This window comes from Alkaliphilus pronyensis (assembly GCF_009017275.1).
Classification (GTDB): Bacteria; Bacillota; Clostridia; order Peptostreptococcales; family Natronincolaceae; genus Alkaliphilus_C; species Alkaliphilus_C pronyensis.
Map to the genome: position 1 here is coordinate 1 of NZ_WBZC01000011.1, position 24,786 is coordinate 24,786.

The 24,786-nt window shown below is 34.2% G+C and carries 24 protein-coding genes; all 24 read left to right on the top strand.

Features of this window, described 5'->3' with window-relative positions; all coding sequences use genetic code 11:
- Positions 1-39: 39 nt before the first annotated feature.
- The 24 genes from frr (at position 40) to F8154_RS03805 (ending at position 24,672) form a co-directional block, all read left to right on the top strand.
- Complete coding sequence (frr, locus tag F8154_RS03690) at positions 40-597, top strand: ribosome recycling factor (RefSeq protein WP_151860249.1); 558 nt, start codon at positions 40-42, stop codon at positions 595-597.
- A gap of 3 nt (positions 598-600) precedes the next feature.
- A complete protein-coding gene (locus F8154_RS03695; RefSeq protein ID WP_151860250.1) occupies positions 601-789 on the top strand; it encodes a hypothetical protein in 189 nt (62 codons plus the stop codon).
- Between the two features lie 45 nt (positions 790-834).
- The gene (locus F8154_RS03700; protein ID WP_334296199.1) at positions 835-1,584 is read left to right on the top strand and encodes an isoprenyl transferase; all 750 of its coding nucleotides are present in this window, start codon (positions 835-837) and stop codon (positions 1,582-1,584) included.
- Between the two features lie 17 nt (positions 1,585-1,601).
- Positions 1,602-2,393 carry a phosphatidate cytidylyltransferase gene (locus tag F8154_RS03705; protein ID WP_151860251.1) on the top strand — a complete coding sequence of 264 codons (792 nt, stop codon included), beginning with the start codon at positions 1,602-1,604 and terminating at the stop codon, positions 2,391-2,393.
- A 5-nt stretch (positions 2,394-2,398) separates the two neighbouring features.
- Positions 2,399-3,541: a 1-deoxy-D-xylulose-5-phosphate reductoisomerase gene (locus F8154_RS03710; protein WP_151860252.1), complete on the top strand. Its 1,143-nt coding sequence runs from the start codon at positions 2,399-2,401 to the stop codon at positions 3,539-3,541.
- A 16-nt stretch (positions 3,542-3,557) separates the two neighbouring features.
- Positions 3,558-4,556 carry an RIP metalloprotease RseP gene (rseP, locus tag F8154_RS03715; RefSeq protein WP_151860253.1) on the top strand — a complete coding sequence of 333 codons (999 nt, stop codon included), beginning with the start codon at positions 3,558-3,560 and terminating at the stop codon, positions 4,554-4,556.
- Between the two features lie 329 nt (positions 4,557-4,885).
- A complete protein-coding gene (gene ispG / locus F8154_RS03720; RefSeq protein WP_151860254.1) occupies positions 4,886-5,932 on the top strand; it encodes a flavodoxin-dependent (E)-4-hydroxy-3-methylbut-2-enyl-diphosphate synthase in 1,047 nt (348 codons plus the stop codon).
- 3 nt (positions 5,933-5,935) lie between these two features.
- Positions 5,936-6,577: a glycosyltransferase family 2 protein gene (locus F8154_RS03725; RefSeq protein WP_151860255.1), complete on the top strand. Its 642-nt coding sequence runs from the start codon at positions 5,936-5,938 to the stop codon at positions 6,575-6,577.
- 26 nt (positions 6,578-6,603) lie between these two features.
- Complete coding sequence (locus F8154_RS03730) at positions 6,604-10,911, top strand: PolC-type DNA polymerase III (protein WP_151860256.1); 4,308 nt, start codon at positions 6,604-6,606, stop codon at positions 10,909-10,911.
- A 225-nt stretch (positions 10,912-11,136) separates the two neighbouring features.
- Entirely contained in the window at positions 11,137-11,601 is a 465-nt protein-coding gene (gene rimP / locus F8154_RS03735; RefSeq protein ID WP_151860257.1) for a ribosome maturation factor RimP, read from the top strand.
- 15 nt (positions 11,602-11,616) lie between these two features.
- Positions 11,617-12,657 (top strand): transcription termination factor NusA, encoded by a 1,041-nt coding sequence (nusA, locus tag F8154_RS03740; protein WP_151860258.1) that lies wholly within the window; start codon positions 11,617-11,619, stop codon positions 12,655-12,657.
- A gap of 10 nt (positions 12,658-12,667) precedes the next feature.
- Positions 12,668-12,937: an RNase P modulator RnpM gene (gene rnpM / locus F8154_RS03745; protein WP_151860259.1), complete on the top strand. Its 270-nt coding sequence runs from the start codon at positions 12,668-12,670 to the stop codon at positions 12,935-12,937.
- A complete protein-coding gene (locus tag F8154_RS03750; RefSeq protein WP_330577831.1) occupies positions 12,930-13,253 on the top strand; it encodes a L7Ae/L30e/S12e/Gadd45 family ribosomal protein in 324 nt (107 codons plus the stop codon). Before rnpM ends, F8154_RS03750 begins: the two co-directional genes overlap by 8 nt.
- A 1-nt stretch (position 13,254) precedes the next feature.
- Positions 13,255-15,351 (top strand): translation initiation factor IF-2, encoded by a 2,097-nt coding sequence (gene infB, locus F8154_RS03755; RefSeq protein ID WP_151860261.1) that lies wholly within the window; start codon positions 13,255-13,257, stop codon positions 15,349-15,351.
- Between the two features lie 8 nt (positions 15,352-15,359).
- Positions 15,360-15,743 (top strand): 30S ribosome-binding factor RbfA, encoded by a 384-nt coding sequence (rbfA, locus tag F8154_RS03760; RefSeq protein WP_151860262.1) that lies wholly within the window; start codon positions 15,360-15,362, stop codon positions 15,741-15,743.
- Complete coding sequence (locus tag F8154_RS03765) at positions 15,736-16,701, top strand: DHH family phosphoesterase (protein WP_192930146.1); 966 nt, start codon at positions 15,736-15,738, stop codon at positions 16,699-16,701. Before rbfA ends, F8154_RS03765 begins: the two co-directional genes overlap by 8 nt.
- Positions 16,702-16,705: 4 nt before the next feature.
- The gene (truB, locus tag F8154_RS03770) at positions 16,706-17,596 is read left to right on the top strand and encodes a tRNA pseudouridine(55) synthase TruB (protein ID WP_151860264.1); all 891 of its coding nucleotides are present in this window, start codon (positions 16,706-16,708) and stop codon (positions 17,594-17,596) included.
- 13 nt (positions 17,597-17,609) lie between these two features.
- Positions 17,610-18,551 (top strand): bifunctional riboflavin kinase/FAD synthetase, encoded by a 942-nt coding sequence (locus tag F8154_RS03775; protein ID WP_151860265.1) that lies wholly within the window; start codon positions 17,610-17,612, stop codon positions 18,549-18,551.
- An 85-nt stretch (positions 18,552-18,636) separates the two neighbouring features.
- Positions 18,637-18,900, top strand: a complete 264-nt coding sequence (gene rpsO, locus F8154_RS03780) for a 30S ribosomal protein S15 (protein WP_151860266.1) — start codon at positions 18,637-18,639, stop codon at positions 18,898-18,900.
- A gap of 161 nt (positions 18,901-19,061) precedes the next feature.
- The gene (locus F8154_RS03785) at positions 19,062-21,173 is read left to right on the top strand and encodes a polyribonucleotide nucleotidyltransferase (RefSeq protein ID WP_151860267.1); all 2,112 of its coding nucleotides are present in this window, start codon (positions 19,062-19,064) and stop codon (positions 21,171-21,173) included.
- A 118-nt stretch (positions 21,174-21,291) separates the two neighbouring features.
- A complete protein-coding gene (locus tag F8154_RS03790; protein ID WP_151860268.1) occupies positions 21,292-22,020 on the top strand; it encodes a polysaccharide deacetylase family protein in 729 nt (242 codons plus the stop codon).
- A 94-nt stretch (positions 22,021-22,114) separates the two neighbouring features.
- Positions 22,115-23,377, top strand: coding sequence for a M16 family metallopeptidase (locus F8154_RS03795; RefSeq protein ID WP_151860269.1), 1,263 nt, complete (start codon positions 22,115-22,117; stop codon positions 23,375-23,377).
- 136 nt (positions 23,378-23,513) lie between these two features.
- The gene (locus F8154_RS03800) at positions 23,514-23,777 is read left to right on the top strand and encodes a YlmC/YmxH family sporulation protein (protein ID WP_151860270.1); all 264 of its coding nucleotides are present in this window, start codon (positions 23,514-23,516) and stop codon (positions 23,775-23,777) included.
- A gap of 94 nt (positions 23,778-23,871) precedes the next feature.
- Complete coding sequence (locus tag F8154_RS03805) at positions 23,872-24,672, top strand: ClpP family protease (protein ID WP_243141154.1); 801 nt, start codon at positions 23,872-23,874, stop codon at positions 24,670-24,672.
- The last annotated feature ends 114 nt before the right edge of the window (positions 24,673-24,786 follow it).

The following is a 24,786-nucleotide window of genomic DNA, read 5'->3' on the forward strand; positions in this document are numbered from 1 at the left end:
TGCAAACAACTATTAAAATTATATAAAGGAGGAGATTATATGTATTTAGAAACCCATACAAAAACAGAAGAAAAAATGAAAAAAACAATTGGTGTCATCAAGGATGAGCTTAATAGCATTCGTGCAGGTAGAGCAAACCCTGCTATGCTAGATAAAATATCTCTTGATTACTATGGAACAATGACTCCTTTGAAGCAAATAGCATCAGTAACGGCACCAGAACCAAGATTAATAATCGTTCAACCATATGATAAGTCATCAATGCAGAGTATAGAAAAAGCTATTATGACATCAGACTTAGGCATAAACCCTTCAAATGATGGAAAAATAATTCGTCTAAATATACCCCAATTAACTGAAGAAAGAAGAAGGGATCTATTAAAGGTTGTTAAGAAAACAGCAGAGGATGGAAAGGTTGCCATTAGAAATGAAAGAAGAGAAGCTAATGACTCATTAAAAAAGCAGCAAAAAGATGGACTATTAACTGAGGACGATTTAAAGAAAGCACAGGATGAAGTGCAAAAAATGACTGATAACTACGTTAAAATGATAGATGAAATGGTAGCTAAAAAAGAAGTAGAAATCATGGAGGTTTAATAATTGAGAGAAATACCTGATTTAACTGGTTTTTTAGTGGAAGATGCCACTACCAAGCTACATGCTTTAGGAATAAAGGTAATAATTATAGAAAGCTACGGTAAAAATACCAATAAAACTAACCACAGACGGGTTATTAGGCAGAAAAATGCTTTTGATAATAAAGTAGAATTAGTTATATCATTTTTTTAAGCCCCCGTATTTGGGGGTTTAAAAATGATTGAGGTGAAGGAAATGATGAATATTTTTAAAAAGAAAACAATTATCGATAGTAGTAAAATAGATAATAATAAAATACCAAATCATATTGCAATAATAATGGATGGCAATGGGAGATGGGCAAAAAAAAGAAAGCTACCCAGAACCTTCGGTCATAGGGCAGGAGTAGAAGCACTAAGAGATATAATATCAACTGCATCTGAAATAGGGGTTAAGAATTTAACCCTATATGCATTCTCTACTGAAAACTGGAATCGTCCAAAGGAAGAAGTTTCTGCTTTAATGGAACTGCTAGTTGAGTATTTAAAAAAGGAAGTAGAGGAGCTTAACAAAAACAATGTAAAAATAAATACTATAGGTGACATAGAAGGAATGCCTGATTATGCTGGTGAAGAAATCAATAACGCTAAAGAATTAACTAAAGGAAATGATGGACTAGCTGTAAATATAGCATTAAACTATGGTGGTAGAAATGAAATTATCAGGGGTATAAAAAAACTACATAAGGATTTAGTCGAAAATAAGATTAATGTAGAGGACCTACAGCCTAATGTCTTTTCAAGCTATTTAGATACAGCTAATATTTCAGATCCAGATCTATTAATTCGTACAAGCGGTGAATATAGACTTAGTAATTTTCTCCTTTGGCAATGTGCCTATACAGAGTTTTGGTTTACAGATAAATACTGGCCAGATTTTACAGGTCAAGATTTAATACTGGCGATTCAAGATTATCAAAATAGAATTCGTAGATATGGTGGTATTTAAAAAGGGGGAAGAGCTGCATGCTTATAAGAATCATTAGCGGAATTGTAGGTGTACCACTTTTGATAGGGATTGTCCTATACGGGGGACCATTATTATTTCTATCTGTTATGACAATTTCATTAATTGGTATATATGAATTCTATTGTGCTTTAGAGAATAAAGATATAAAGCCTATAAAATGGATTGGTTATTTAATTACTATTGCAATTATTTGCCAGTTTCACTTGGAGTTTACATACACTTACATGTTAACCTTTATTTATGTTGTGGCAATTGTACTTACTTGTATAGTCCTTTTAATAAAGCCACAGTATAATATCATTGATGCATCTACAACATTATTTGGAATATTTTATGTTAGCACCCTTTTGGGACATATAATATTAATAAGTAATCACCCTAGGTCTACTGCAATTTGGTTAGTGTTTATTACTGCATGGGGTACAGATACCTTTGCTTATTTTACAGGTATATTTTTTGGTAAAAAGAAGCTTTGCCCCAACATTAGCCCTAAAAAGACTGTTATGGGAGCGGTAGGGGGTATATTAGGCAGCGTAGCCTTAAGTGGTGCCTTTGGATACATTTTTTTTAGAGATGATCTACTCATAGTATTAAGCATTGGCTTATTTGGCAGTATCCTATCCCAAACTGGAGATTTAACAGCATCAATAATAAAAAGATATGTTGGAATAAAGGACTATGGAAAAATAATTCCTGGACATGGTGGTGTGTTAGATCGTTTTGATAGTATTATTTTTACAGCACCTGTTATTTATTACTTTGTTTTAATTATGTCAGTTGGAGGTTGAAGCTATTGAAAAAATCAATTGTAATTCTAGGCTCAACTGGATCTATTGGTAAACAAACCCTAGAGGTAGTAGCAGCTTCAGATTCAATGGAGATTGTAGGATTAGCAGTAATGGGGAATATAGATGAGCTGGAAAATCAAATACAAAGGTTTAAGCCTAAGTATGTAGCCGTATTCGATGAAAGCAAAGCAAAGGAACTTAAAGACAGATTAAGGTCAAATACAGCTGTTTTAAGTGGAATGGAGGGTCTACTAGAGCTGGCGGTTATTGAGGAAAGTGATATAGTTTTAAACTCAGTAGTAGGCAGTATAGGGCTTTTACCTACTTTAACAGCCATTCGCAATGGTAAAACCATAGCCTTAGCCAACAAGGAAACTTTGGTGGTGGGTGGCAGATTAATAATGGAAGAGGCAAAAAGCCATAAGGTTCAAATACTTCCAGTTGACAGTGAACACTCTGCAATCTTTCAATGTCTACAGGGTGAAGACTATAACAACATATCTAAATTAATTCTAACCGCTTCAGGAGGACCCTTTAGAGGAAGAACGAAAGAATCATTGGTGGATGTTAAATATTATGAAGCACTTAAGCATCCAAACTGGGATATGGGTAAAAAAATATCTATAGATTCTGCAACACTAATGAATAAAGGCCTAGAGGTTATAGAAGCAAAGTGGTTATTTGAGGTGGAAATGGATAGGATAGAGGTAGTAGTACATCCACAAAGTATTATACACTCTATGGTTGAGTTTAAGGATAACTCAATAATTGCACAGCTAGGTTCACCCGACATGAAACTACCAATACAATATGCCTTAACCTACCCTAATAGAGAAAAAGGGAATACAACTAAGCTAAACTTAAGGGAGCTTTCGAGGCTAGATTTTTTTCAACCAAACACAGATACTTTTCCCTGCTTAGACCTAGCTTACGAAGCCCTACGTATAGGTGGAACAATGCCCTGCGTAGTGAATGGTGCAAATGAAGTGTTGGTGGAAAAATATTTGCATGAGGAAATAAAGTTTTATGACATACCAAAATATATAGAAAAAGCTATGATAAAACATAAGAGCTTTCAATATAATTCTATAGAAGATGTATTAGAGGTAGATAATTGGGTAAGAAACTGGTTAAAATCAGAAATCTAATAGGTAGGTGTTAAAAATGCAAACAGCAGTTGCTGCAATATTGGTTTTCGGTTTGTTAATTGTTTTTCATGAGCTTGGTCATTTTCTTGTTGCAAAAGCATCTGATATTAAGGTTCTCGAATTTGCTATAGGAATGGGACCAAAGCTTTTTAACCATAAGGGTAAAGAAACAACATATACCCTGAGGGCTTTACCAATTGGTGGTTACGTTAGAATGGAGGGTGCCGATGAAGCCTCAAAGGATCCAAGAAGCTTTAATAATAAACCTGTTCTAATAAGAATGGCTGTACTTATTGCAGGGTCCTTCATGAATTTTGTATTAGGTATTCTGCTATTTACTATATTCATTTATTCCGTAGGAGCTCCTTCAACAACCATTAGTGAGGTTATTGAAGATAAGCCAGCTGAATTAGTAGGTCTTAGGGCTGGTGATGAAGTAAAATATATAGATAACAAGGAAATTAACAACTGGCAACAATTAGTTGATGCTATAAATAGGTCTGAAGGCAATAGTATTAAGGTTGAGGTAATGAGGAACGGTGAAATTGTAGAAAAAAATATAACACCAATAATAGAAGAAACAGGACAAATAATTATTGGTATCATTCCTGAATACGAAAGGTCATTTATCACAGCCTTCACCAGTAGCTTCCAAAATGTTTTTAAAATCATGGGTGAAATCATTGGTTATCTAAGGGGACTAATAACCCGTGAAGCTACTCCTACAGAGGTGGTTGGACCAGTAGGTATTATTAACCTTGTAGGGCAAGCTGCTGCTGCTGGATGGTTGAATGTGGTTTTTCTCGCAGCCTTAATAAGTGTAAACTTAGGAATAATGAATCTTTTACCTATACCTGCACTAGATGGTAGCAGAATTATTTTTCTTTTTGTTGAGCTACTTAGAGGTAAGCCCGTCGATCCAGAAAAAGAGGGTATGATTCATATGATTGGCTTTGCTATACTGATAATGCTAATGATTTTTGTTACATATCAGGACTATATGAGACTGTTTTGAGGAACAAGGATGAAAAGATAGTTAAGAGTTAAAAGTTAAGAGTTAAGAGTTAAGAGTTAAGAGTTAAAAGTGAAAAATGAAAAGTGAAAAATGAAAAATGAAAAGTGAAAAGTGAAAAATGAAAAATGAAAAATGAAAAGATTAAAAGCTTAAAAGATTAAAAGAAAAAGAAAAGTTAAAAGTGAAAAAGATAAAAATAAAAGATAAAAGAAAACCCGATTGCAAATGGAAAATGGAAAGTAGAAAAATAAAAACACAATGTTTAAACTAAATAACTTTACAAGTAGACATAATAATATTATGTCTACTGTCATACAAAGGGTGATTATATGGGTAAAAAAACTAGAGTAGTAAAATGTGGTAATGTTTTTGTTGGTGGTGACAATCCTGTTTCTGTGCAGTCTATGACAACAACAGATCCTAAGCAGGTTGATGCTACTGTTAAGCAAATTAACGAGTTAGAAGATGCAGGCTGTGATATAGTTAGAGTTGCTGTACCTAGTATTGATAGTGCTTATCATCTAAATATTATTAAAAATAGAACTAACATACCTATTGTTGCTGACATACATTTTGACTATAGAATTGCTTTAGAGGCTATTAATCAGGGTGTTGATGGGCTAAGACTAAACCCTGGTAATATAGGTCATGAGAATCGTGTTAGGGAAGTAGTAAAGGCTGCTAAATTGAAGGATATACCAATAAGAATTGGAGTTAATGCTGGGTCACTAGAAAAACACCTACTGGATAAATATGGACATCCAACTGCTGAGGCTATGGTTGAAAGTGCCCTTAATCATGTAGAAATATTAGAAAAGCTAGATTTTTATGATACGGTTATTTCCTTAAAATCAAGTGATGCAATTATGACGGTTAAGGCCTATGAAATGATTTCTGAAAAGGTAGGCTATCCCCTTCACTTGGGTATAACAGAGGCTGGTACCGTTTGGGCTGGAACTATAAAATCTGCAATAGGTATAGGTGCATTATTGATTAAAGGTATTGGGGACACAATAAGAGTTTCCTTAACTGGGAATCCAGTTGAAGAAGTAAGAGTAGGCAGACAAATACTAAAATCCTTAGGTATTATACAAAATGAAATCACAATAATTTCTTGTCCCACCTGTGGACGCTGTCAAATAGATTTAATACAGCTTGCCAACAAAATAGAAGAAAGGATTGGAGGCTTAAAAAAGCCTATAAAACTTGCTATAATGGGCTGTGCTGTTAATGGACCAGGTGAGGCAAGAGAAGCAGATATAGGTATTGCTGGAGGTGTAGGCTCTGTATTACTTTTTAAAAAAGGGGAAATAATTAAAAAAATAAAGGAAGAGGATGCTATAGAGGTTTTACTGCAGGAGATTGAAAAAATGTAAAGAATGAGGTGTGTTATATTGAGGATTTCCGCTATAATTCCAGCTTTCAACGAGGAAGGTCGTATCGAAGGGGTATTAGACACTATAGTTACTGCTAATATTTTTAGCCAGATAATTGTAGTAGATGATGGGTCAACAGATAATACATCACAGATTGCAGGCAGATATCCTATCGAATTAATAGCCTTACCCTATAATAAAGGCAAGGCAGAGGCTGTTAAGCAAGGCTTGTCTGCATGTAACGGAGAGATCATAGTTTTATTAGATGCAGACCTAATTGGATTGACTAAAGAACATATTCTTCATTTAGTTAAGCCCATCCAAAATAAGGAAACTGAAATGACCATTGGAATATTTAAAGGTGGAAGATTACTAACAGATATGGCACAAAAGATAGCACCTAATCTTTCAGGACAAAGAGCCTTTAATAGCTACCTTGCGGAGGAAATAATAATGATGGATACTTCAGGCTATAGTATTGAGGTGGCATTGAAAAAGCTAATAAGAAAAAGGGGTATTAAAACCAAATGGGTTATTTTACAAAATATAAGTCATGTTACAAAAGAAGAAAAGCTAGGCTTTCTTAAGGGAACCCAATGGAGGTTTAAAATGTACAGGGACATAATTAAGTATTGGTTTAACTAGAATGGCTTAACTAGAGGTGGTATACTATGAAATCAGAGAATAGATTTAACTTAGGTAGTTTTTTTGAGGGCTTAGGAATAAAAGCCAATGAAAGGCTATATAGCTATAAAATAGAAAGCATAAAGTACTTTAAAGGCAATAAAAGGCTTGAAATGACTATAGAGTCTGATTCTGTATTAGATTGGCATTTACTAGAGTCACCCCTTGATATTGCTTCAAATCAATTACAGCTAACAAATAACATAGAGTTAAAGATTAATTATAACATTGAAGCAGATATTCTACAGCTAATTGAAATGAATTGGCAAAACATTGCTTATATTATCAAAAGATTTATACCAGCAGCAAAAGGCATTGAAGATAGTATTAACTGGAGATTAGAGGATAATATGCTTTTAGTAAGTATTGATGCTGAGCTTATATATGAAAAAGCAGTTGAGAGGAAAATACACTTAACAATTGAGGAATATTTTAAAAGAGATTTTAATAAAAAAATCAGTTGCAGATTCTCCACTAACAAGGCTAATGCCTTTTGTATGGAGGAATACACAGAGTTTAAAGAGAAGGAAAGCAATATATTAGCAGAGGAAATAATAAATAATGCTATTAATAACTCAAATGAAAATGAATCAAAGGATAATAGAAAAGAAATAAAGCAAAGCAGCTTAAATAAAAATACTCCTGTTGTTTTAGGTAGAAGCTTTAGCGGAGAGATTACTCCATTATCAAACGTTAGAGAAGAAATGGCAAAGATTATTGTTGAGGGTGAAATACTAACATCTGAAGTAAAGGAATTAAATAGTGGTAAGAAGCTATATATAATACATGTTACAGACTATTCAAATTCAATTATAGTTAAAATATTTGAGAGGAAAAAGCAAGCAGAAAACATTGAAGACCATTTTAAAAAGGGTGTATGGCTACAAATAAGAGGAGATGTAGTATTTGATAAATTTGTTAGAGAGTATATAATAATGGCAAATGATATCATAAAAATCCAGAAAGCAATAGAACTAGATAATCATCCTCAAAAAAGAATAGAGCTACACCTTCATACTCAAATGTCCTCCATGGATGGGTTAAGTAGCACCACTAGCTTAATTGGCAGGGCAGCAGAATGGGGACATAGGGCAATTGCAGTTACAGATCATGGAGTTGTTCAAGCCTTTCCAGAGGCGATGGAGGCAGGCAAAAAATTTGGTATTAAAGTTATATATGGTATGGAGGGCTACCTAATAAATGATGAAGCTAACATTATTGAAGGTATGGACTCCTATGGACTTGAGGAAACATACATTGTATTTGACATAGAAACAACAGGACTCTCCAACAAAAAAGATAGGATAACAGAAATAGGTGCTGTTAAGGTTCATGGGGGAAAAATAATTGAAGATTTTTCAACTTTAGTAAACCCAGAGGTTCCTATTCCAGCTAAAATAGTTGAGCTAACAGGTATAAATGATGAACTAGTTAAAAATGCCCCTAAGATAGATGAAGCTATGGAAAAATTTCTAGGCTTTATTGAGGATAAACCATTAGTAGCCCATAATGCAGAGTTTGATATAGGCTTTATTAGAGAAAATGCAAGAAGACTAGGCTATCAGCTTAATAACTCTTCTTTGGATACTTTAAAGCTTGCTAGACTTCTTTTATCAAAGCTAAAAAAGCATAAGCTAAATATAGTTGCTAAGGAATTAAACATAAAGTTAGAAAACCACCACAGAGCAGTTGATGATGCCACTGCCACAGCAGAGATTTTTTTAAAATTTATTGAAATGATGAAGTCAAAGGGAATAAATAACCTAGGTGAAATGAATAAAAAGCTAGTTAAGCAAGCGGACATTAAAAAGCTAGACACCTTTCATGCAATAATATTAGTAAAAAATTATACTGGCTTAAAGAATCTATATAGACTTGTATCAGATTCCCATTTAAAATACTTCTATAAGAAGCCAAGACTTCCTAAAAGCCTATTGACAAAACATCGTGAAGGTCTGATTATAGGAAGTGGGTGTGAAGGTGGAGAGCTCTATAGGGCTGTTTTAGCCAATCGCACTGGCGAAGAGGTTGAAGCAATAGCTAGCTACTATGATTACTTAGAGATACAACCTGTTGCAAATAATGGTTTCTTAATTGAAAAGGGTATTGTAGGTGGAATAGAAGACATTAAAGCAGTTAATAAAAAAATAGTAGAGCTAGGGATTAAATTAGATATTCCAGTTATAGCCACAGGAGATGTTCATTTTTTAGATAAAAGAGATGAGGTATTTAGAAGAATTTTAATGACGGGTCAAGGCTTTAGTGATGCAGATAATCAAGCACCACTCTATTTAAAAACAACAGGAGAAATGCTAGAGGAGTTCAATTATTTAGGTGAAGAAAAAGCAATAGAGGTTGTTATAGATAACCCCAATAGTCTGGCTGATGAAACAGAAGAAATTGCTCCCATACCCAATGGAACTTTTCCCCCAGTAATCGAAGGCTCTGATGTAGAATTAAGAAGAACCTGTTACCAGAAGGCGGAAGGCATATATGGTAGCCCTTTACCAGAAATAGTACAAACTAGACTTGATAGAGAGCTAAATTCTATTATTAATAATGGTTATGCAGTTATGTATATAATTGCCCAAAAGCTGGTAACCAAATCCATGTCAGATGGGTATTTAGTTGGTTCCAGAGGGTCGGTAGGCTCTTCCTTTGCTGCAACCATGAGTGATATTACTGAGGTTAATCCCCTACCACCCCACTATATATGTGGTGAATGTAAATATTCAGAGTTTATATTAGATGGTTCCTATGGCGCTGGTGCCGATTTGCCAGAAAAAGAGTGTCCGAAGTGTTCTAGCCAGCTAATAAAGGAGGGACATGATATACCCTTTGAAGTTTTCTTAGGCTTTGAGGGAGATAAGGAGCCAGATATAGATTTAAACTTTGCTGGAGAATATCAAAGTGAAGCCCACAAATATACCGAAGAGCTTTTTGGGAGTGGTAAGGTTTTTAGGGCAGGTACAATAGGCACAATAGCCGACAAAACAGCATATGGCTTTGTAAAAAAATACCTTGAGGAAAAAAATCTACAGCTTTCTCAAGCCGAGATAAATCGTTTAACAATGGGGTGTACTGGTGTTAAAAGAACCTCAGGTCAGCACCCCGGAGGTGTAATGATTGTACCTCAAGATAGAGATATACATGAGTTTTGTCCAATACAGTATCCTGCCAATGATTCTAGCTCGGGAGTAATAACTACACACTTTGATTATCACTCAATAAGTGGTAGACTACTAAAGCTTGATATTTTAGGACATGATGTTCCAACAATTATAAAAATGCTAGAGGATATTACCGGTGTTAACGCACAGGAAATTCCATTAGATGATAAAAAAACAATAAGCATATTCACAACTACAGAGGCTTTAGGAGTAAATGGTGAAGAGCTAGGCTGTGAAGTAGGCACCTTAGGTATACCAGAATTTGGTACAAAATTCGTTCGCCAAATGCTATTGGATACAAGACCAACAACCTTTGCAGAGCTTGTACGAATAAGTGGGCTTTCCCACGGTACAGACGTATGGTTAAATAATGCACAGGAGCTTGTTAGAAATAAAACTGCTGAATTAAAGGATGTTATTTCAACAAGGGATGATATTATGAACTACCTAATTTTAAAGGGGTTACCTAAAAAGAATTCCTTTAAAATAATGGAGAATGTTCGTAAAGGAAAGGGTCTATCAGATGATGACATATCCTTAATGAAGGAAAACAATGTACCCCAGTGGTATATAGATTCATGTATTAAAATAAAATACATGTTTCCAAAGGCCCACGCTGCAGCATATGTAATGATGTCTTTTAGAATAGCATATTTTAAAGTCCACTATCCAGAAGCCTTCTATGCCACATATTTCACTACAAAGGCGGAGGATTTTGATGCAGAATTAATAGTAAAGGGAAAGGAAGTAATTAAAAGTAAAATTAAAGAATTTGAAGAAATGGGAAATGATATGACTGCCAAGGAAAAAAACCTTTTAACGGTTTTAGAGGTTGCTTTAGAGATGTTTTTAAGAAATATTGTTTTATTACCTGTGGACATATATAATTCTGATGCAGAACGCTTTAGAGTTGAAGATGGAAAGCTGTTACCACCTTTTATGTCACTACAAGGGGTAGGACAAAATGCTGCTAAAAACATAGTAGAGGCAAGAAAAAACGGTGAGTTTATATCACTTGAGAATCTAAAGGAAAGAAGTAATATTACAAAAACAGCTATAGAAGCTTTAGTTAATCATGGCTGCCTTAATAATATTCCCAAAACCAATCAACTTAGCCTATTTTAGCTTGCATGGTGGTTTTTGATGTGTTATACTAAGGTTAATCACATATAATATTATGCGAGAGTGGGAAATCCCCACTCTTTGTTAATATCTAAAATAATTAAGTATAATATCTCTACATATACACATAATTTACTACATTAGTATTGTTAGTAGGTCAATATGGAATAAATACTGCTCTATTGACTGAAAATATATATATAAAAACTTAATATAGGAGGGTTTAATATGGGTCAAAATAAGATAGAAAAATTAACAGATGAATTAATCCAACCCATTATTAAAGCAGAGAGCTTTGAATTAGTTGATATTGAATTTAAAAAGGAAGGTCCCCATCGTTTTTTAAGGGTATATATAGATAAACCAGGTGGGATTACTCTTGACGATTGTCAAAGGGTTAGTGAGGAGCTTAGTAACAAGCTAGATGAGCTAGATCCTATTCCAGATAATTATTATTTAGAGGTTTCATCTCCAGGGATAGATAGACCGTTAAAAAAGAATAGTGACTTTTATAAATTTAAAGGCGAATTAGTTGAAGTTAAGTTGTATGAGCCTTTAGATGGACAAAAAACCATTGAAGGCGAATTGCTTGGCCTTGAAGACAATATAATCAAACTACTGGTTGAGAAGATTGGTTTAATTGAGATACCAAAGGATAAGGCTGCTATTGTAAGATTAGCAATTAAATTTTAAGGGGAGGATTAAAAAATGAATACAGATTTTATTGAGGCGCTGCAGCAAATTCAAAAAGATAAAGGTATCTCCAAGGAAATATTAATAGATGCTATTGAAGCTGCTCTAATTTCTAGCTATAAAAGAAATTTTGGCACCTCACAAAATGTAAGGGTAGAAATTGAACGTGATACTGGAGATGTAAGTGTCTACTCTCAAAAGCAAATAGTAGAAGAGGTTGAAGATGAGCTGCTGGAGATTTCAATGGCAGAAGCAAAGGAAATTGACCCAAACTACGAAATAGGGGATATAGTAGAAAAAGAAGTAACACCTAAAAACTTTGGTAGAATAGCAGCCCAAACAGCAAAGCAAGTGGTTGTTCAAAGGATTAGAGAAGCAGAACGTGGTGTAGTATTTGAGGAATTTATAAACCGAGAATCAGATATTATTACTGGAAGTGTTGCAAGGGTTGCTAAAGGAATGGTTTACATAAACCTAGGTAAAACAGAGGCCATTTTAGGACCAACAGAGCAAATGCCCAATGAAGAATACAAGCATGGCGATAGAATTAAAACCTACATTGTTGAGGTTAAAAAAACTACAAAGGGTCCTCAAATAGTTGTTTCAAGAACCCACCCAGGCTTAATAAAAAGATTATTTGAATTAGAGGTGCCTGAGATTCATGAAGGAATTGTTGAAATAAAAAGCATTTCAAGGGAAGCAGGCTCAAGAACAAAAATAGCTGTAGAATCTAAAGAGCCTAACGTAGATCCTGTAGGAGCTTGTGTAGGTCCAAAGGGAACAAGAGTCCAGAATATTGTAGATGAATTACGTGGTGAAAAGATAGATATTATTAAATATAGTAAGGATCCAACTGAATTTATTGCAAGCTCATTAAGCCCTTCTAAGGTTATTTCCACAGTAGTGAATCAAGAGGACAAAACAGCTAAGGTTGTAGTTCCTGATTATCAGCTATCATTGGCAATTGGAAAGGAAGGACAAAACGCAAGGCTTGCAGCAAAACTAACTGGTTGGAAAATTGATATTAAGAGTGAAAGTCAGGTAAAGGAAGAATAGAGGTGATCATATGAAGACTAGAAAGATCCCTTTAAGAAAATGTGTAGGCTGTACAGAAATGAAGCCTAAAAAACAGCTCATCCGTGTGGTTAAAAACAAAGAAGGTGAGATAAAAGTTGATCTTACTGGAAAAGCCCATGGTAGAGGTGCTTATATATGCTTTGATAAAGAATGTTTTAAAAAGGCAAAAAAAACAAAGGCCTTAAATAGAGCTTTTGAATGCAATATAATAGATGAAGTTTATGAAAAATTAATAATGGAGATCGATAAAGGTGAATAATAAAATAAAAAGTATATTAGGCTTTGCAATGAAGGCAGGTGCCATTGCTTCTGGTGAAGTAGGCTGTATGAGTCAGGTGAAAAAGAATAAAGCCTATCTAGTGATAGTAGCAGAAGATGCCTCCCAAAATACAAAAAAGCTATTTGGAGATAAAACTGCTTTTCGTAAAATTCCAATAAGATTTACTGGAACTAAAGAAGAGTTAGGTAAAACTATTGGAAAGAATCCAAGGGCAGTGGTGGCTATTAAGGATAAAGGTTTTGCTGTAAAGCTAATTGAAGTTATCGATCAGGAAGGTTTTATAGGGGGTGATTAGCTTGTCAAAGTTAAGAGTATATCAACTGGCAAAAAAGTTAGGACTAAGCAGTAAAGAATTAATTGAAAAATTAGCTGATCTAGATGTAGAGGTAAACAATCATATGAGTACACTAGAAGATGAAGAGGCTAATTTAGTTATGGAGTTGTTTAGCTCTGATGAAAAAGGAAGCAAAAAAGAAGTAAATGAATCAACTGAAGAAACTGATTTACATGAAGAGACTAAGCAGAAAAAGAAGAAGCAAGTTAATAATGGTAAAAATAACAAAGCTTCACAGCAAAAGCAAGATAAGAGGAATACTGTTGATAAAAAGGCTTTAGATACTAAGACTGATGATAATCAGGAAGCAAAAGCAATAGAAATTAATGATAAAATTATTGTTAAGGAATTTGCAGAGCTTGTTAAAAAGCCTATCAATGAAGTAATTACTAAGTTGATTCAAGCAGGAGTAATGGCTGCAATGAATCAAGAAATTGATTTCGAGACTGCTGAAAAAATAGCAGAAGGCTTCGGTTTTCAGGTAGTTAAAAAAGAATCACAAGTGGTTGAGGATGTAGATGACTTAATTATTGAAGAAGATAATGAAGAGGATTTAAAGGCTAGACCACCTGTAGTTACTGTTATGGGCCATGTTGATCACGGTAAGACTTCATTACTAGATGCCATAAGAGAGACAAAGGTAACTGCAAAGGAAGCAGGAGGAATAACTCAACATATAGGAGCCTCAGAGGTTAAAATAAATGGAAAGAAAATTGTCTTTTTAGATACACCTGGTCACGAAGCTTTTACAGCAATGAGGGCAAGGGGTGCAAAAGCAACAGATATTGCAATTCTAGTGGTTGCAGCTGACGATGGAGTTATGCCACAAACTATTGAAGCCATCAACCATGCAAAGGCTGCTGAAGTTCCAATTATTGTAGCTATAAATAAAATTGATAAGCCAGGTGCAAATCCAGATAGAGTTAAGCAGGAGCTGTCTGAACATGGTGTCCTCATTGAAGAATGGGGTGGAGATATTATATCAGTTGCTGTTTCAGCTCTACAAGGTACTAATATTGATGAGTTATTAGAAATGATACTGTTAGTTGCTGAAGTGGAGGAGTTTAAGGCCAACCCCAATAGAAATGCAGTGGGTGTTGTAATTGAGGCACAATTAGATAAGGGTAGAGGTTCGGTTGCTACTGTTTTAGTTCAAAACGGTACCTTGAAGGTAGGAGATTCTGTAGTTATTGGTAATACCTACGGTAGAATTAGAGCAATGATTAATGATAAGGGTAAGCCCGTAAGAATTGCTACTCCATCAACTGCTGTTGAGATTACAGGGTTAAATGATGTACCAAAGGCAGGAGATATAATGGTGGCTGTAAAGGACGATAAAGTCGCCCGAACAATATCTGAAAATAGAAAAAACAAAGTTAAAGAAGATCAATTAAAGGCAAGTCAGAAAATATCCTTAGATGCGTTATATAGTCAAATGCAGGAGGGTGAAATTAAAGAGCTTAACATTATTGTAAAGGCAGATGTGCAGGGTTCAGTTGAGGCGGTAAAGCAGTCATTAAATAAGCTATCTAATGATAAAGTAATAATTAAGCCAATACATGGTGGAGTTGGTGCCATAACAGAAACCGATGTAATGCTTGCCTCAGCATCCAATGCTATAATTATTGGCTTTAATGTTAGACCAACCTCAGGAGCAACCTCATTAGCAAACAAAGAAGAGGTTGACTTAAGAACCTACAGAATTATTTACAATGCCATAGAGGATATAGAAGCGGCAATGAAGGGTATGCTGGATCCAGAATTTAAGGAGGTTGAACTTGGTAAGGCTCAGGTTAGGGCAACCTTTAAGGTACCAGGTGCAGGTGTAATTGCAGGATGCTACGTAGTAGAGGGCAAAATACTGAGAAATGCCAGTATTAGGCTGGTTAGAGATGGTATTGTAGTACACGAGGGAACCATAAGCTCATTAAGGCGTTTTAAAGATGATGCTAAAGAAGTAGCTACAGGCTACGAATGTGGTATTGGTATAGATAATTATAATGATGTAAAAGAGGGAGATTTAATAGAGGCATATAAAATGCAAGAGATAGAAAGATAACAGAAAGGATGAGGGTTTTGGCAAATCCTAGAGTTAATCGTTTAGCTGAAGAAATAAAGAAACATATAAGCTATATGATTCGTAATGAGCTAAGAGACCCAAGAATTGCTCCCATGACCAGTATAACAGAGGTTGAGGTAACTAGAGATTTAAGATATGCATCGGTCTATGTTAGTATATTTGGTAATAAAGAGGAGCAAAGCAACACAATAGAGGCCTTAAAAAAATCCAGTGGCTTTATAAGACGTGAAATAGGTCATAAAATAAAATCTAGGTATACACCAGAGATTTTATTCAAGCTTGACAAATCTATTGAGCTGGGATTTGAAATACAGAACGTAATAGCAAGAATAAATAAAGATGATAAAATTAAGGAAGAAGAAAATGAATAATCTGTTGGATTTAATAGATGAAAGCAAATCTATATCAATTATCTCCCATATTAATCCTGATGGTGATAGCTTGGGTTCAATGTTAGGACTAGGTTTAGCTTTGAAAAAAATACATCCAAAGGTTACTATATTTGTAAATGATATTATACCCGGTAAATATATGTTTTTGCCGGGGCTAAATCATTTAATAAAATATGACTTAAATAAGTGGCAAAATTATGAGCTGACATTTGTACTTGACTGTGGAGATGAAAAAAGGCTAGACCAAAGTAAAGCCCTACTTAAGAACAGTAAAAGAATAGTTAATATTGACCATCATATAAGCAATGACTTTTTTGGTGACTATAACATAATTGACACAAAAGCCTCATCTACCTGTGAAATTATCTATTACCTATTAAAAGAACGATTAAACATAGAAATTGATACTGACATAGCTACAAACCTATATGTTGGTATTATGACTGATACTGGCAGCTTCAAGTATGATAACACCTCACCTAAAACCCACATTACAGCAGCTAATCTACTAGAAGCAGGCATAGACACAGCCGAAATAAGCTTAAACCTGTATCAAAGCAACTCTATAGAAAGCATGAAGTTTTTAGGCTACATTCTTAGTAATTTAGAGCTTCATTCAAATGATAAAGTTGCTATAGTGTATATTACCAAGGATTTAATTGAGCAGTTTGGAATCGATCCTGAAGAAACCGATAGCATGATAAATTATGCTAGAGATTTAAAGGGAGTAGAGATAGCAATAACATTAAGGGAGCTGGAGGTTAACCTGGTGAAGGCTAGCTTTAGAGCTAAAGGAGATTTTGATGTAAACAAATTAGCCAATGCATTTGGTGGTGGGGGACATAAGAAGGCTTCAGGTGCAGTATTAGAGGGAGCAATAGATGATGTTAAGGAACATATTCTTAATGAAATAGAGAAAACAAAAGTAAGTTGGTGATTACTTGAATGGTATTATTAACCTATTAAAGCCACCTGGAATGACATCCCATGATATGGTGGCACAGGTTAGAAGAATAGCAAGAACAAAAAAAGTTGGACATACAGGTACACTAGACCCTAATGCTGCAGGTGTATTACCTATCTGCATAGGTCAAGCAACAAAAATATCCCAGTTTTTGTTGGATAGTAAAAAGCAATATAGAGCAGAGCTAACATTGGGCTTAAAAACCGATACCCAAGACAGCTACGGTAATATAATTGATAAAAAGGATGTTAACTTAACATCTAATGATATTATAATTGCAATAAAATCCTTTATAGGTCAATACAATCAAGTGCCTCCAATGTACTCGGCTGTAAAAAAAGAGGGTAAAAAGCTTTATGAGCTTGCAAGGGCTGGTATAGAAGTAGAGAGGAAACCTAGAAAAGTATACATAGAAGATATAAGTATTGTTAAATTAGATAAAAATAAAATAATATTTGATGTTGTTTGCTCAAAGGGAACATATATACGTACTTTATGCAATGATATTGGAGAATCCTTAGGCTGTGGAGGTATAATGTCTTTCCTATTAAGAACTGCTACAGGACCCTTTCAGCTGTCTTCATCTGTTTTATTGGAGGAGCTTACTGAAATTGAAGATATCAGCAGTGTGCTTTTTCCTATTGATTATCCCTTAAGTAACATACCAAAGGTTACAATTAAGGATACCATGAGTCAAGCAGCATTAAATGGTAACAAAATAGACTTAAGTAATATTATTGAAAATATAAGTTTAAATAAAGATGAAATTGTAAGAGTATACCTAAAGGATAGCTTTATTGGTATAGCAACCGTCGAAGAAAATTCAGAGGGTAAAAGAAATATACGGTTTAAAAGGCTTTTTGCATAAAGGGGCGTCATTAATGAAACTAATAGAGGGACATAAGCTTATTAACAGCAATAGAGAAAAAGCAATTGCTTTAGGAAACTTTGATGGAGTACACATCGGACACCAAAGGTTAATAAAAGCATTAGTTGAAAAGTCTTTGGAATACAATTTAGAGTCCTGTGTTTATACCTTTAAAAATCATCCCCTAGAGTACATGTTAAGGGGTGAAGGTCCACCTGTTATTACTCCAATAGAAATGAAGAAGAAAATATTAGAAGAATTTAATGTAGAAACTCTTATCCTAGATGAGTTTAATAATGAAATAATGAGTCTCTCACCTGAATTATTCGTTAAGGAAATACTGGTGAACAGATTAAATTGCAAAATTGCCATAGTAGGCTTCGATTATAGATTTGGATACAAAGCTCAGGGAGATGTAGAATTATTAGTAGAGCTTAGTAAAAAATATGGATATCAGGTTTTTGTAATAGACTCAGTTATATTACACAATGAAAAGGTCAGTAGCTCCAGTATTAGGGCATATATTCAAAAGGGTTGTATAGACCTTGCAAATCAGCTTTTAGGAAGATACTACTCAATATATAGTAAAATTGTTCATGGAATGGGACGAGGTAAGTTCTTAGGGTATCCTACAGCAAATAGTCTTATAGAATCCTTTCATCTAATACCAATGGATGGAGTTTATGCAACATTTGTAGATATTGATGGAAAAACCTACATGGGAGCCACCTGCGTAGGCACAAATCCTACCTTCAACGGTGAAAACACCACAATTGAAACCTTTATTATTGATTACAAGGGTTCATTATATGAGAAATTTATAGAGATACAGTTTGTTATGAGATTAAGGGATAATTATAAGTTTGAAAATCCAGAAAAATTAGTAGAGCAAATGATGGTGGATGTTGAAAATGTAAAAAAGCATTTACAAGGCAGGCAAACTATGTTAAAATAATTTAGGTTAAGAACCTACTCTCGGTAATTTGAACTCACCGACGGTTACTTAGAGTATGGGGATATATAATTGAGGAGGTGAAACTATGAATAAAGAAGTAAAACAACAGGTAATAGATACCTATAGAACCCATGATAGTGATACAGGGTCACCAGAAGTACAAGTTGCTTTATTAACTGAAAGAATTAATCATTTAAACGAGCATTTAAAGCTTCACAAAAAAGACCATCACTCAAGAAGAGGGCTACTAAAGATGGTTGGTCAAAGAAGAAATCTATTAAATTATGTTAAAGATAAGAATATTGTAAGATATAGAGAAATCATTGAAAAACTTGGATTAAGAAAATAGTAAGAGCGGGTTATTCCCCGCTCTCTTATTTAATTATTAGATGGTAAATGAAGGGTCTAATGTTAAATGGTATGCTATAACCAATGTAAAGGAATGTTTATTACTTAAAGGGTAATAATATTAAATAGGAAATTATTTAATTGAAGGGAGGAATAAGTAATATGGTAAAAATTTTTAAGACAGAAATAGCCGGCAGAACTATGGAAGTTGAAATTGGTAAGGTTGCAGAACAAGCCAATGGTGCTTGCTTAGTTAGATATGGTGACTCTGTAGTGTTGGTAACAGCAACTGCTTCAAAATCACCAAGGGAAGGAATAGACTTTTTTCCATTAAGTGTTGATTATGAAGAACGATACTACGCTGTGGGTAAAATACCAGGTGGCTTCATAAAGAGAGAAGGTAGACCAACTGAAAGAGCTATACTAACTTCAAGGCTAATAGACAGACCAATAAGACCATTATTTCCAAAGGGCTACTTTAATGATGTTCAAATAATTACTACTGTTTTATCAGTTGACCAGGATGCTACACCTGATGTAGTTGCTATGGTTGGATCTTCAATAGCATTATCAATTTCTGATATTCCATTTCAAGGGCCCACAGGTTCTGTTGTAGTAGGCAGAGTAGATAAGAAGTTTGTTATAAATCCAACCAGTGAGGAAAGAGAAAAGAGTGATCTGCACCTTGTTGTATCTGGTACTAAGGATGCTATAATGATGATTGAAGCAGGGGCAAATGAATTAACAGAAGTAGAAATATTAGATGCGATACTCTTTGGACATGAAGAGATTAAAAGAATTGTTTCATTTATTGAAGAAATAGTTGCTGAGGTAGGACAAGCTAAAACAGAGATAGTAGTAGATGAAATAGATAGTGATATAGAAAATGAAGTTAGAGGCTATGCAACTGAAAAGCTACTTAATGCAATAAAAACAGTTGATAAGACAGAAAGAAATGAAAACATCGATAATGTAAAAAAAGAAACATTAGAGTTTTTTACAGAAAAATATGAGGATCAGCTAAAGTATGTAAATGAAATACTAAGTAAAATTATAAAAGAACAGATTAGAAGAATGATTACAATTGATGGTGTTAGACCTGATGACAGAAAACCAGATGAAATAAGAAAAATTACATCCGAAGTTGGCATTTTGCCAAGAACCCACGGATCAGGCTTATTTACAAGGGGACAAACTCAGGTATTGACAATTGCTACCTTAGGAGCCCTAGGAGACGAGCAAATATTAGATGGCTTAGGGGAAGAAGAATCTAAGAGATATATGCACCACTATAATTTTCCACCCTACAGTGTAGGTGAAACAAGATTTTTAAGGGGTCCTGGAAGAAGAGAAATTGGACATGGTGCTTTGGCAGAAAGAGCATTAGAGCCTATGATACCAAGTAAAGATGTATTCCCATATACAATAAGATTAGTTTCTGAGGTTGTAAGCTCAAATGGTTCAACCTCACAGGCAAGTGTATGTGGTAGTACCTTAGCATTATTAGATGCGGGAGTTCCTATTAAAAAGATGGTGGCTGGTATAGCAATGGGGTTAGTTAAAGAAGAAGAAAATGTAGCTATATTGTCAGACATTCAAGGTATGGAGGACTTCCTAGGAGATATGGACTTCAAGGTTGCAGGTACTGATGATGGAATCACCGCTATCCAAATGGACATAAAAATTAAAGGTATAGATAGGCCAATACTTGAAAGAGCCCTTGAACAAGCCAGAGTAGGAAGATTACATATTCTTAGCAAAATGAGGGAAGCAATAGTAGAGCCTAGAAAAGAGCTATCACCTTATGCACCAAAAATAATTCACATGAAGATAAATCCAGATAAAATTAGGGACGTAATTGGTACTGGAGGAAAAATAATTAACAAAATTATTGAAGAAACTGGTGTAAAGATTGATATTGAAAATGATGGCACCATTTACATTGCAGCTCCTGACCAACAATCAGGTAATCAAGCCTTAAAAACAATAGAGAATATTGTGAGAGAACCTGAAGTGGGGGAAACATATAAGGGGAAAGTAATAAAGATTATGAATTTTGGAGCCTTTGTAGAAATTCTACCAGGAAAAGAAGGATTAGTTCATATCTCAAACCTAGCCCACGAAAGAGTCAATAAGGTTGAGGACGTTCTAGCAACAGGACAAGAGATTGATGTTAAGGTTATAGAAATTGACCAACAGGGCAAGGTAAGCCTATCAATAAAAGCTCTATTACCAAAGCCTAAAAAAGAAGATAAAAACAATGAGAAAGCATAAACCAAAGAAGGTTTATGTTTTTTTTATATTTTCAGCCTCCTTATATAGATTATAAGAATAAGTAAAGCATTTTAGAATAATATATTATCAGCTTTACAAATTAAAAGGAGGGAATTACATGATTATCATAGTTAATAAAAATGTAGTCAAAGTAATAATAGGGCTAATAATTATTATTGCTTTACTGGTTACAGCCTTACTATATTGGGGAACAAGAGATGATACAACCTCTGTAATGACTACTGATAATCTAACTAAACCTATAGATAAGGGAGTAAATTTAGATTACATAGCCTTCACCTGTAATGTAGATTGGGGCAATGAAGTAATACCAGAAATGCTAAAAATTCTTAAGGAAAAACAGGTTAAAATAACTTTTTTTGTGACTGGAAGATGGGTTAAGGAGTTTCCAGATTTATTTATGAGTATTGTAGAAGAGGGTCACGAAATTGGAAGTCATGGTTATTATCATTTGGACTACAGTACTCTATCACTAAATAAAAATGAAGAAGAAATTTTAAATGCTGAAAAAGAGATTATGAAATATACAGAAGAAAAACCAAAATATTTTGCCCCACCATCTGGTGCATATAACACCAATACATTGATAGCAGCAGAAAAGCATAATTATAAAACAATTTTATGGACTATAGATACAATTGATTGGAGAAAAGGAAGTACTAGCGATGTTATATATAAAAGGGTAATGGATAAGGAAAATCATAAGGGGGCTATTGTTCTAATGCATCCAATGCAGGAAACTGCAAAGGTTTTACCACGCCTAATAGATGCCCTAAGAGAAAAAGGATTAGAGATAGGAACTGTATCTAATATACTCAATGAATAAGTTGCATATAATTTAAAACTACATTATAATGTATGAATATAACAGTGAAAATTATATAAAAATTAACTATGTATAAGAGATACAGGAGGAAAACATGTATAAGAAATATACTCTAGATAACGGATTACGAATAGTTGCCGAGCATATTCCATATGTTAAATCAATTTCAGTTGGCATATGGATTGAAACTGGCTCTAAAAATGAAGATACTACAACAAACGGTGTTTCACACTTTGTAGAGCATATGCTATTCAAAGGCACCACAACAAGAACCGCCTTAGACATAGCAGATATAATTGACGGAGTAGGTGGACAGATAAATGCCTTTACAAGTAAAGAATGTACCTGCTATTATATTAAGGTTTTAGATTCCCACTATAAGCTAGCAATTGATATTCTATCGGATATGTTGTTTAACTCAAAGCTTGATCCAATAGATATTGATAAGGAACGAAGTGTTATTATGGAAGAAATAAGTATGTATGAGGACTCTCCAGAAGACCTTGTACATGACCTTTTGTCACAGACAGTGTTTAAAAATAATTCACTAGGTCTACCAATTTTAGGTACAGCTCAAACATTGAATACTATTGATCAGGCTGCATTAAGAGAATACATGGAGAAACACTACCTTCCAGAAAAAACAGTTATAGCTATAGCAGGTAATTTTAAAGAAGAAGAAATCCTAGGCACTATTGAAGAAAAGTTTGCCAATTGGAATCATAAAGAAAATAAGCAAAAAAACCTTGATTTAAATTTTAATTTTAAGAAGGTTCATAGAACAAAGGATGTAGAGCAAGCCCACCTATGTATGGCATTTAAAGGAACTTCTCTAGGACATAAGGATCTATATCCACTAATGGTAGTAAATAATATTCTTGGGGGTAGCATGAGCTCTAGACTCTTCCAAACAATTAGAGAAGAAAAAGGTCTTGCCTACTCCATCTATTCTTACCCATCCTTTTATAAGGAGGGTGGTCTTTTAACTATATATGGTGGTATGAACCCCCAGCAGCTTGAGGAGGTTACTGGACTAGTCTATAAGGAGCTTGAGAATTTAAGAGCTAATGGCTTAACTAATGCTGAAATGACAAAATCTAAGGAGCAATTAAAGGGAAATTACATTTTAGGCTTAGAAAGCACCAGCAGTAGAATGACTAGCATTGGTAAATCAGAGCTTTTACTTGGTAAAATAAGTAGTCCAAAAGAAATTATTGACAAAGTTGATGGAATAAGTATGGAGCAAATAGAAGCTGTTATTGAAAAGGTTATTCAGCTTGATTCTGTAGCAATTGCAAGCTTAAGTAAGGAGGATCAAGGAAATATAATTGAGAGGGTATTTAAAAATAGTAATTAATGATAAAGTAGTATTATAGAACCTCAGCCATTAAGCTAGTTGAGGTTTTTTTAATTTCTATGCTTAATTTAAAAGTAATGTTTTCTTCTCCTCAACAATATATATATACTACTATACATAAGGAGGAGGAGTAAGTATGCGATTTAGTGAAATAGGAGGTAAAGAAATAGTTAATTTATGTAATGGTAGCCGATTAGGAGTAATAGGCGACTCAGATATGCTGATAGATGAAAAAACTGGTAAAATATTAGCTCTTTTAGTGCCTAATGAAAGAAGCATGTTCAACTTTTTATCTAATGGAACACTATTAGAAATTCCGTGGGAGGCAATCAAAAAAATAGGAAATGATATGATTATAATTGAAGTCGAGGATGAAGAAAAAAAGAAAATTTTTTTATAACAATAAAGCCTCTAAACAGAGGTTTTTTATTTGTAGAATATATGGCGGAGATTAGGTAAAAATATAGCTATATAATACAAATAGAGGTGAAATTATGACTAAAGAATTCACAGGCTTCGATTATTTTGGCAAAATAAGATTAGATGGGAATAATTACAATCAACAGCATAATCCTGACAATCCAAGTGAACTACCAAAACAGCAACAGAATCCCAATTCAGATTTAATGAACATAACAGCATTAGGAACAAATAACATACCTGAAAAGGAAGAAAACATTCATATACTAACAATTATAGGTCATATAGAAGGACACATGGTATCTCCACCACAAAATAAATCCACTAAATATGAGCATATCATTCCCCAGCTGGTGGCAGTGGAGGAAAATCCAAAAATTGAAGGTCTTTTAGTTGTTCTAAACACAGTTGGTGGTGATGTTGAGGCGGGCTTGGCTATTTCCGAACTAATAAATAGCTTGTCGAAGCCAAAGGTAACTCTTGTTTTAGGAGGCAGCCATAGTATAGGTGTACCCCTAGCAACCTCAGGAGATTACTCCTTTATAGCTCCTTCTGGTACTATGACAATTCACCCTATAAGAATGAATGGTCTAGTAATAGGTGTTCCCCAAACCTTTAATTACTTTAGTAAGATGCAAGATAGAATAATAGACTTTGTTGTGAGAACCTCTAAAGTAAACAGAAAAACCCTTATAGATCTAATGAACTCAACCGATGAGTTTGCCAATGACATTGGAACAATTTTAGTGGGTAAAGAAGCAGTAGAACATAACTTGATAAACGAGGTTGGTGGACTAGAAAGCTCCTTAAAGAAGCTAAAGGAGCTAATAAGCTATAGAACAGCTGCAAGGGAGGAGCAAATCATTAAAAATTAATATTAAATCAATATAAAATTCCCCCGTAAAGGTTTGTAGATTTTCAAATTATGTTGTAAAATGGTAATAGCAAGATTAAATGGAGCGCAGAAATCTGCGCTTTACTTAATGCAA

Excerpts from the sequence above, each read along its gene's own strand:
- frr (WP_151860249.1), top strand. The coding sequence starts at position 40 with ATGTATTTAGAAACCCATACAAAAACAGAAGAAAAAATGAAAAAAACA.
- F8154_RS03700 (WP_334296199.1), top strand. The coding sequence starts at position 835 with ATGAATATTTTTAAAAAGAAAACAATTATCGATAGTAGTAAAATAGAT.
- F8154_RS03705 (WP_151860251.1), top strand. The coding sequence starts at position 1,602 with ATGCTTATAAGAATCATTAGCGGAATTGTAGGTGTACCACTTTTGATA.
- rseP (WP_151860253.1), top strand. The coding sequence starts at position 3,558 with ATGCAAACAGCAGTTGCTGCAATATTGGTTTTCGGTTTGTTAATTGTT.
- ispG (WP_151860254.1), top strand. The coding sequence starts at position 4,886 with ATGGGTAAAAAAACTAGAGTAGTAAAATGTGGTAATGTTTTTGTTGGT.
- F8154_RS03725 (WP_151860255.1), top strand. The coding sequence starts at position 5,936 with ATGAGGTGTGTTATATTGAGGATTTCCGCTATAATTCCAGCTTTCAAC.
- F8154_RS03730 (WP_151860256.1), top strand. The coding sequence starts at position 6,604 with ATGAAATCAGAGAATAGATTTAACTTAGGTAGTTTTTTTGAGGGCTTA.
- rimP (WP_151860257.1), top strand. The coding sequence starts at position 11,137 with ATGGGTCAAAATAAGATAGAAAAATTAACAGATGAATTAATCCAACCC.
- nusA (WP_151860258.1), top strand. The coding sequence starts at position 11,617 with ATGAATACAGATTTTATTGAGGCGCTGCAGCAAATTCAAAAAGATAAA.
- rnpM (WP_151860259.1), top strand. The coding sequence starts at position 12,668 with ATGAAGACTAGAAAGATCCCTTTAAGAAAATGTGTAGGCTGTACAGAA.
- rbfA (WP_151860262.1), top strand. The coding sequence starts at position 15,360 with ATGAGGGTTTTGGCAAATCCTAGAGTTAATCGTTTAGCTGAAGAAATA.
- F8154_RS03765 (WP_192930146.1), top strand. The coding sequence starts at position 15,736 with ATGAATAATCTGTTGGATTTAATAGATGAAAGCAAATCTATATCAATT.
- F8154_RS03775 (WP_151860265.1), top strand. The coding sequence starts at position 17,610 with ATGAAACTAATAGAGGGACATAAGCTTATTAACAGCAATAGAGAAAAA.
- rpsO (WP_151860266.1), top strand. The coding sequence starts at position 18,637 with ATGAATAAAGAAGTAAAACAACAGGTAATAGATACCTATAGAACCCAT.
- F8154_RS03785 (WP_151860267.1), top strand. The coding sequence starts at position 19,062 with ATGGTAAAAATTTTTAAGACAGAAATAGCCGGCAGAACTATGGAAGTT.
- F8154_RS03790 (WP_151860268.1), top strand. The coding sequence starts at position 21,292 with ATGATTATCATAGTTAATAAAAATGTAGTCAAAGTAATAATAGGGCTA.
- F8154_RS03795 (WP_151860269.1), top strand. The coding sequence starts at position 22,115 with ATGTATAAGAAATATACTCTAGATAACGGATTACGAATAGTTGCCGAG.
- F8154_RS03800 (WP_151860270.1), top strand. The coding sequence starts at position 23,514 with ATGCGATTTAGTGAAATAGGAGGTAAAGAAATAGTTAATTTATGTAAT.
- F8154_RS03805 (WP_243141154.1), top strand. The coding sequence starts at position 23,872 with ATGACTAAAGAATTCACAGGCTTCGATTATTTTGGCAAAATAAGATTA.